This is a genomic window from Vicinamibacteria bacterium (genome assembly GCA_035620555.1).
Classification (GTDB): domain Bacteria; phylum Acidobacteriota; class Vicinamibacteria; order Marinacidobacterales; family SMYC01; genus DASPGQ01.
Map to the genome: position 1 here is coordinate 1 of DASPGQ010000659.1, position 8,094 is coordinate 8,094.

An 8,094-nucleotide genomic window follows, 5' to 3' on the forward strand; every position below is an offset into this window, starting at 1 on the left:
GTACTTGATGAGGTCGGTCGGCTGCACCTGCGAGAGCGTCGTCTCGGCGGTTCGCTCCTTCTTCTTGCTCAGCTCCGCCCTGAAACCAAGACTCTTCTTTCCCGCGCGGCGCTCGATGATCTTCTCGAGCCCGACGAAGGCTCCGCCGCAGATGAACAGGATGTTGGTCGTGTCGATCTGGTAGAACTCCTGGTGGGGATGCTTGCGCCCGCCTTGGGGCGGAACGTTGGCCACGGTCCCCTCGAGGATCTTGAGCAGCGCTTGCTGCACCCCTTCTCCGGAGACATCGCGAGTGATCGAGGGGTTCTCGTCCTTCCGACAGATCTTGTCGATCTCGTCGATGTAGATGATCCCCTCCTGACATTTCTCGATGTCCCCCTGGGCGGATTGGAGGAGCTTGAGGATGATGTTCTCCACGTCCTCGCCCACGTAACCGGCTTCGGTGAGCGTGGTCGCGTCTACGATGCAAAACGGGACACGAAGCAATTTGGCCAGCGTCTGGGCGAGGAGGGTCTTCCCCGTTCCCGTGGCGCCGATCAGCAGAATGTTGCTCTTGGTGAGCTCCACGTCCTGCCGCGCCTTCGATTTCATGATCTGGACGCGCTTGTAGTGGTTATAGACGGCGACGGCCAGCCGCTTCTTGGCGTCCTCCTGACCGATGACGTACTCGTCGAGGAATTGCTTGATGTCGACCGGCGTGGGGAGGCTCGAGCTCGGAGAACGATTGTCGAACCGGTTGTCGTCGGCGATGATGTCGTTGCAGACCTCGACGCATTCGTCGCAAATGAAGACCGTCGGACCGGCGATGAGCTTTCGCACGTCGCTCTGATCCTTGTTGCAGAACGAACAACGAAGTACTTCAGGATCTCCGTTTTTCTTGGACACGATGGCTCCGTCCCGGCGGTACCAACCCTAGGTACGTTTCGAGATCACCTGATCGATGATACCGTACTCTCGAGCGACATCGGCAGTCATGATGAAGTCCCGCTCGACGTCGGACTCGATCTTCGCGATGTCCTGACCCGTATGGCGAGCCAGGATCTCGTTCAGGCGTTGGCGGGTTCGAAGAATCTCCTTCGCCTGGATGTTGATGTCCGTCGCCTGTCCTTGGGCTCCCCCGGAAGGCTGGTGAATGATGACGCGCGAATTAGGCAATGCGAAGCGCTTTCCCGGCGTGCCCGCCGCGAGTAGAACCGCGGCCATGCTCGCCGCCTGACCGATACAGTATGTCGTGACGTCGGGTCGAATGAATTGCAGGGTGTCGTAGATGGCGAGTCCCGCCGTCACCGAGCCCCCCGGGCTGTTCACGTAGACCGAGATCTCCTTCTCCGGGTCCTCGGCTTCGAGGAACAGCAGTTGCGCCACGACGAGGTTGGCCAGATTATCGTCGATGGGAGTTCCGATAAAGATGATGTTGTCTTTGAGTAAGCGCGAATAAATATCGTACGCGCGCTCACCCCGGTTGGTCTGTTCGACCACCATCGGGATTAGCATAAGTTCAACCCCTATTTAAGTTTAGCACGTTGCCGAATGAAGTCAACAGCCTTCTCCCGGCGCAGATTCTGCCGAAGACGCTCGAGGGCGCCCTCCTTGGCCATCTGGGCTCTGAGTGCCGAGGCGCTCTTGCCGAGGGCGGAAGCGAGTTTCTCGATCTCCGAATCCACCTCGGCGTCCGATTCCCGCAAGTTTTCCTGGGCGGCGATGCGCCCGAGCAGGAGCGTCGCCTTTACGTATTTCTCCGCGGCAGGACGTTCGTTGCGGCGCACGTTTCGCCAGTCGATTTGCGCTCGATTGGGGTCGATGCCGCGCTGATACAGGTCGTTTGCCGCGGCCTCGAGCCGGGCGTCGAGCTCGTTCTCGACGAGGAAATCGGGAGCGTCGAGAGGGTTGACTTCGACCAGTTTCGCCAGGAGGCGGCTCCGGAGCTCCTGTTCCTCGCGGCGCTCCGCCTCCGCTCGAGCTTGCTTTCTCAAATGCTCCCTGAGCTCATCGAGGTTGTCGAACTCTCCGAGATCCTTCGCCAGCTCGTCGTCCAGCTCGGGCAGGACCTTCTCTTTGAGCTCGACGACGCGAAACTCGGCCAGAAACGACTTGCTCGCCCGGGCTGGATTCTGGTGATCTTCGGGAAAGGCTGCCTCGAAGGAGATTACATCCCCTGGCCGTGCTCCCTGGAGCCGTTCGTGCAGCTTGGGGTGATATCCTCCGGAGCCGAGCGGGAACGAGATCCCTTCGTGCGTCTCGCGCTTGCCCGAGGGCACGGGTGATTCGATCAGATCTCCGACCACGATGTCCCCATCCTGCGCCCCGCGAACCTCGATGGGATCGAAGCGAGCGTGCTCCTCGCGCAGCGCCTCGAGACCTTTCTCGACCTGCTCATCGGTGACCTCGATTTTGGGAGCCTCGACCTCGAGACCTTCGTAGTGCTTGGCCTCGACTTCAGGCATCACCTCGAACGATGCGCGGAAGCGCAGGGGCTTTCCCAGCTCGGACTCGAGCTTCGAGATCTTCGGATCGTCGAGCGGATAGAGCTTGTGCTCCTTCAACGCGTCGTTCAGAGCCCGGGGCACGAGCACGTTGACCGCCTCGCTCAGAACGTCCGGTCGGAAGCGGGACCGAATGACGTCCCGAGGAATTTTCCCCTTGCGGAACCCGGGAAGCTTGACTTTCTTCTTGAGGCGGTCCACCCCCTCCTCGAAAGCTTCCTGCAGGTCGTCGGCGGGGAGCTCGATGTCCAGATGGCGCCGTGAGGAGCCCTCCTCGAGATAATCGACCTTCAACGGCAAACGTCCTCGGACATTCTGGTGCGAAAGGGGGGACTCGAACCCCCACGGGTTACCCCACTGGATCCTAAGTCCAGCGCGTCTGCCAATTCCGCCACTTTCGCATGGGAACCTCGTCGGGAGAAATTTGGAGACGTGAACAGGAAACCGCGGGCCAACGTCAAAGTCAATCTTGCGACCGAGCTATTTTAGACATACCCCTCGGAGCCGTCAACGAGGGACCGAGGCGATGACTTGCGCATGAGCGAAACCGTGCCTGATATAATCGCGCCCCTTTTCCGAGGAGGGCCGATGCCGCGACGAAGTCGGACGAGTCGTGAAATATCCATACCGGCATTCGTTTTTCTGGCGCTCCTGGCAGCGTCCTCGTCGCGGGCTCAGGACGAGCCCCTCTCGCCTCGAAACGCCAACTACCGCATCGAGGTCGAGCTGGATCCGGAAACGAAGATGCTGACCGGCACCGAGACGCTCACCTGGCGCAACATTCAGGCGATTCCTGCCTCCGATCTTCGCTTCCACCTCTATTGGAATGCCTGGCGGAACAATCGAAGCACGTGGCTTCTCGAGTCGCGCCTCCGGTCAAACGGGCGGAACCGGGAGAACCCGGTCGAGGGGGATTGGAGCTACATCGACGTTTCTTCGATCGAGCTCGTTCCTGATGTCGGCGTTCCCGGCATCGATCTGACCTCGGAAGCACGTTTCGAGTCTCCCGACGACGGAAATCCCGAGGACCGGACGCTCCTCGTGCTACCGCTTCCCGAGGCGATTCCACCCGAGGGAATGGCACAGGTCGAGATCGCCTGGAAGGCCAAAATTCCGCGAACGTTCGCCCGTACCGGCTTTCGGGGTGATTTCTTCTTCATCGCCCAATGGTTTCCCAAGATCGCCGTTCTCGAGGAAACCGGATGGAACGCGCATCAGTTTCACGCCGGGACCGAGTTCTATTCCGATTACGGAGAGTATGACGTCGGCATCACCGTTCCAAGTGAGTTCGTGGTAGGAGCGACCGGTCGTGAAGTCGCGCGAGAGGAGGCGAACGGCAAGACGAGGTATCGGTTCCAGCAGGCAGACGTGCACGACTTCGCCTGGACGGCGAGCCCGGATTACCTCGTCTTCGAAGAGCGCTTCGACGAATCCGGTCTGCCCGCCGTGGACATGACGCTCCTGCTCCAACCCGAGCACCTGGCGCAAAAGGATAGACATTTCGAGGCAACCCGGGCGGCCTTGAGGAGCTACGGTACGTGGTACGGCGCCTACCCCTACGGACATGTCACCGTGGTCGATCCCGCTTATGGAAGTGGAGCGGGCGGCATGGAGTATCCGACTTTCTTCACCGCGGGCACGAGGCTCTTCAATCCGTTCGGTGGAGGCTCGCCCGAAGGGGTTACCGTCCACGAATGCGGACATCAATTCTGGTATGGCGTCGTTGGGAACAACGAGTTCGAGCACGCCTGGCTCGACGAGGGATTCAATACCTTCTCGACCGCGCGCACGATGGACGTGACTTACGGAGACCGTTCCTTCGTAAAGCGCTACCTCAACCCGCGGGGAACCGATCTCGGTGGCTTCCTCCCCGTCATGTTCGACGACGTCAAGCTCGATCGAATGGTCAGTGGGAATCGACTCGATGGCTATCGCGACGCGGCCACCTGGGACGCTCAGTCCACGCCGACCTATCGCTACTTTCCCTCGACCGGGGGCGCCCACAGCTATAACAAGACGGCTTTGTGGCTGGCCACGCTCGAGCGGTATCTGGGCTGGGAGGTTTTGCAGGACATCATGTCGACGTTCTTCGAAAGGTATCGGTTTCGGCACCCGAGGCCCCAGGACTTCTTCGACGTCGCCAACGAGGTGAGCGGGCGTGACCTCTCTTGGTTCTTCGACCAGGTGTATCGAAGCTCGAACGACTTCGACTATGGAGTTCACTCGGTGTCGAGCGCCCCGGTCGAAGTTGCGGGATTCGACGAGGCACTCGCTCACCACGAGGAGAAGAGCGACGATTTGTTCCGCACCGAGGTCGTCGTTCGTCGCTATGGCGCGGCGACGTTTCCCGTGGACGTGCTCCTCACTTTCGAGGATGGCACCGAGCTCGTTCACGAGTGGGACGGTCGTGACCGATGGCAGCTATACGTCGAGGAACGCCCCTCCAAGCTTCGCTTCGCCGCGGTCGATCCCGAGAGAAAGCTCCTTCTCGACATCGATTACACCAACAACTCCAGGCTCGTGGAGCCGAAGGCGAAGCTTCCCGCACGCAAATGGGCTTCCAGGTGGATGATATGGCTTCAGGACCTTCTGTCCACTTTCGCGTTCTTTGTCTGAGGGAATCTCGATGTCGGCGGTCGGTTCGTTTTTCGAGGGATTCGGAAGAGTCCTCTCGTCTCCCGCTCTCGTCCTCGTGCTCTTTGCGGTGAATCTCGCGGCGGCGATTCCGGCCGCTCTGGTGATGTCGCACTCGATCGAGGAATCCATCGGGGCGAGTCTCGTTTATCAGAAGCTTCGCGACGGTTTCGACAGCGGTTGGTACGGGGAGTTCGACGCGAGCACGAACGGCCTCGAGGATACCTTCGGACCTACGCTCGTCGGGGCGGGGGCGTTCTTCGACAACATCGAGAGCTGGCTCAATGGAAGTCTCTTCGAGTCGTACCCTGCGATCCTCGGTCTGGGCATCCTGTACGCCGTCCTCTGGACCTTCTTTCTCGGAGGCATTCTCCAGCGCTACGCCGACCGCGCGAGCATCTTCCGGCTTTCCGAGTTCCTTTCCCACGGCGCCACCTTCTTCTTCCGCTTCTTGCGGCTCGCTCTGATCTCCGCGGCGCTCTACTACGGCATCTACCGGCTGGCGGGTTGGCTCTTCTCCCGGATCGAGACCGCGACGCGCGACGTGACCCGCGAAGAGATTGTCCTTGGGTACGTGGTGGCAGCCACGGTTGTCGTCCTGGTGTTGTTGACGCTCGTCAACATGGCCTTCGACTACGCGAAGATCGCCACCCTGAAAGAGAATCGCAACAGCATGCTGCTGGCGGCTCTGAGAGGATTCGGGTTCGTCCTGGGCCATTTCGCCAAGACAGTGCCGCTCTATTACGGCCTTGGTCTCGTGGGCCTGGCCCTTCTCGGGGCTTACCACCTGACGGCGCCGGGAGCGGGACAGGCGACGCCGGCTTCCGTAGTAATGGCTTTCTTGGTCGGACAAGCCTACCTCGTCATCAAGCTCGTGCTCCGGCTCACGTTCTACGCCAGCCAGCTCGCCTTGTTCGAATCGGAGAGCTGAGCTCTGGGGAAGGTTTTCCGAGCACGAGAGTTACCGCGACCGCGCGAGCCGGCCGAGCTCTTCGATCAGGGCCGTCCGAATCGCCTCCTCGCTCGAGGAGTGGCCGGCGCGAACGTATCGGAGGGTCGAGCCGGGTAGCTTCCGGTGAAGCTCGAACGCCTGTCGGGGAGGACAGAGCATGTCGTAACGCCCGTGAACGATGCTGACGGGTTTTCCGTCGAGCGCGCCCGCGTTCTTTAGAATGTAGTCCTCGGGGAGAAAGCACCCGTGGGCCGTGTAATGCGCTTCGAGAGGGGCGAGCGAGCGGTAGTTGTAGTGCTCGAGAAGCTCCCGCATCGGGGTCTCCGTCCAGTCGAGCTTGAGGAGCGCGAGCTCGTAACGCGCCCATTCGTAGCAGTAGCGCTCTCGCTCCTCCTCGTCGCCGGACAGCATCCGTTCGAGATAGAAACTCGCAAGGCCGCTCTTCCAGTCGTCGGGCACCAGCGCCGCGAAGCGCTCCCACACCTCGGGGAAGAATTCTGAGACCGCGCCTCCCACGAAATGTCGGATCGCGGCCTCGTTGGCGAGAAAAATTCCCCGGAGGACCAGCGCGCGAACCCGTTCGGGATGGCGGATCGCATAGACGAGCGAAAGCGTCGATCCCCACGACCCTCCGAAGAGCACGACGCTTTCGAGGGAGAAGGCATCGAGCAGGCGCTCGATATCCTCGACGAGAGCGTCGGTGTCATTCTGCTCGAGACTCGCGAACGGCTCGCTGCGCCCCGCGCCCCGCTGCTCGTAGAGCAGCACGTCGAACCGATCGGGGTCGAAGAAACGTTTGTCGTCCTCGCTGAAGCCGGCGCCGGGTCCGCCGTGAACGAAGAGGACCGGAAGACCGCCCCGTTTGCCGTATCGCTCGTAATAGAGCCGATGGCCGCCGCCGACGGGAAAGTGCCCGCTCTCGTAAGGAGGAAGCTCGTCGTTCATTGTTGAAGCCTAAGACAGCTCGGCCGCGCTCGTCCAACCTTCTAGAGAGACCGTCGAAACTTTCGGGAACTCTCCGGTGGCGTTTCCCGTTCTCGATTCATATGAGATTCGATCCCTTCGGGCAAGATCTCGTCCTCGCCTGGCGCAACGTGGTGGCGAAACCCAGCTATGCCGTGGTGGTCGTGATTACTCTCGCTCTCGGCATCGCCGCCAACACGATGATCGTGAGCTTCATGAATCCTTACTTCATAAGGCCCCTTCCGTTTCGAGACGCCCATGAGCTCGTTCAGGTTGGCCAGGTCGACACCTTGAGAGGATGGGACGGCGCCCGATTCTCGATCCCTCAGGTCGAGGACTGGAGAGCGCGGTCGCGAGCGTTCCGGGAGCTCGGGACCTACTACTACACGACCAAGAACGTGACCGGGACCGAAGGCCCCGAAAGCCTCGTCGCCGGAGTGCTGTCCGAGAATCTGTTCGGCCTTCTCGGAGTGCCGCCGCGTCTCGGCCGAACCTTCGAGCCCGGGGACTCCGAGGATTCCGCAGTCGTCGTACTCAGCGACGGCTTGTGGCGGCGCCGGTTTGGTGCGGATCCGTCGATTCTGGGAACCGTCATCTCTCTCGACGGCATCCCTCACTCGGTGATCGGGGTGATGCCGCCCGGGTTCAACTTTCCCTTCGGGGGAGTCAAGATGTGGATCCCGCTCGCTGCCACGACTTCGGCGGAGCCGAGGGACCGCGACCTTCATATTCTCCTCGGTCGGTTGAGCCCCGATTGGACTCGGGAGAGAGCCCGGGTCGAGCTCGAAGGCATCCAGAGCGAGCTAAAGGCGGTCTACCCGGACATCGACGGGCGGTTCTCCGGGGTATCGGTGAAAGAGCTTCGCGAAGCGCTCAATTTCGGCTACGACATCATGCGCGTCAGCTTCACCGTTCTTCTCGCTGCCGTAGGATTCGTCCTCCTCATCGCTTGTGTGAATGTCGCGAGCCTGACGCTCGCCCGGGCCCGCGCCCGCGAGCGGGACGTCGCGGTTCGCTCGGCCCTCGGAGCCCGCCGGGGCCGCATCGTCCGGCAGCTCCTGA

7 protein-coding genes and 1 tRNA gene are annotated in these 8,094 nt (G+C 61.2%); 3 read left to right on the forward strand and 5 right to left on the reverse strand.

Going from position 1 to position 8,094, the window contains the following annotated elements; genetic code table 11:
• The 4 genes from clpX to VEK15_26710 all read right to left on the reverse strand — a co-directional run.
• The coding region (clpX, locus tag VEK15_26695) for an ATP-dependent Clp protease ATP-binding subunit ClpX (protein ID HXV64317.1) at nt 1-888 on the reverse strand (888 nt) is incomplete at its 3' end.
• Between the two features lie 24 nt (nt 889-912).
• Nucleotides 913-1,494 (reverse strand): ATP-dependent Clp endopeptidase proteolytic subunit ClpP, encoded by a 582-nt coding sequence (gene clpP, locus VEK15_26700; GenBank protein ID HXV64318.1) that lies wholly within the window; start codon nt 1,492-1,494, stop codon nt 913-915.
• An 11-nt stretch (nt 1,495-1,505) separates the two neighbouring features.
• Nucleotides 1,506-2,777, reverse strand: coding sequence for a trigger factor (tig, locus tag VEK15_26705; GenBank protein HXV64319.1), 1,272 nt, complete (start codon nt 2,775-2,777; stop codon nt 1,506-1,508).
• A 22-nt stretch (nt 2,778-2,799) separates the two neighbouring features.
• Nucleotides 2,800-2,884, reverse strand: a tRNA-Leu gene (locus VEK15_26710).
• A 187-nt stretch (nt 2,885-3,071) separates the two neighbouring features.
• Between VEK15_26710 and VEK15_26715 the strand changes: the two genes are divergently transcribed.
• Nucleotides 3,072-5,099 (forward strand): M1 family metallopeptidase, encoded by a 2,028-nt coding sequence (locus VEK15_26715; protein ID HXV64320.1) that lies wholly within the window; start codon nt 3,072-3,074, stop codon nt 5,097-5,099.
• A 10-nt stretch (nt 5,100-5,109) separates the two neighbouring features.
• Complete coding sequence (locus VEK15_26720; protein ID HXV64321.1) at nt 5,110-6,048, forward strand: hypothetical protein; 939 nt, start codon at nt 5,110-5,112, stop codon at nt 6,046-6,048.
• A gap of 30 nt (nt 6,049-6,078) precedes the next feature.
• On the opposite strand, the gene pip is transcribed toward VEK15_26720, so the two are convergent.
• On the reverse strand, nt 6,079-7,014 hold the full coding sequence (gene pip, locus VEK15_26725; protein ID HXV64322.1) for a prolyl aminopeptidase: 936 nt from the start codon (nt 7,012-7,014) through the stop codon (nt 6,079-6,081).
• 101 nt (nt 7,015-7,115) lie between these two features.
• Here pip and VEK15_26730 point away from each other — a divergent pair.
• On the forward strand, nt 7,116-8,094 hold a 979-nt coding region (locus VEK15_26730; GenBank protein HXV64323.1), incomplete at its 3' end, for an ABC transporter permease.

What these genes read in the sequence shown, in the direction of transcription:
- pip (HXV64322.1), bottom strand. Translation starts at nt 7,014, where the DNA reads ATGAACGACGAGCTTCCTCCTTACGAGAGCGGGCACTTTCCCGTCGGC.
- clpP (HXV64318.1), bottom strand. Translation starts at nt 1,494, where the DNA reads ATGCTAATCCCGATGGTGGTCGAACAGACCAACCGGGGTGAGCGCGCG.
- VEK15_26720 (HXV64321.1), top strand. Translation starts at nt 5,110, where the DNA reads ATGTCGGCGGTCGGTTCGTTTTTCGAGGGATTCGGAAGAGTCCTCTCG.
- VEK15_26715 (HXV64320.1), top strand. Translation starts at nt 3,072, where the DNA reads ATGCCGCGACGAAGTCGGACGAGTCGTGAAATATCCATACCGGCATTC.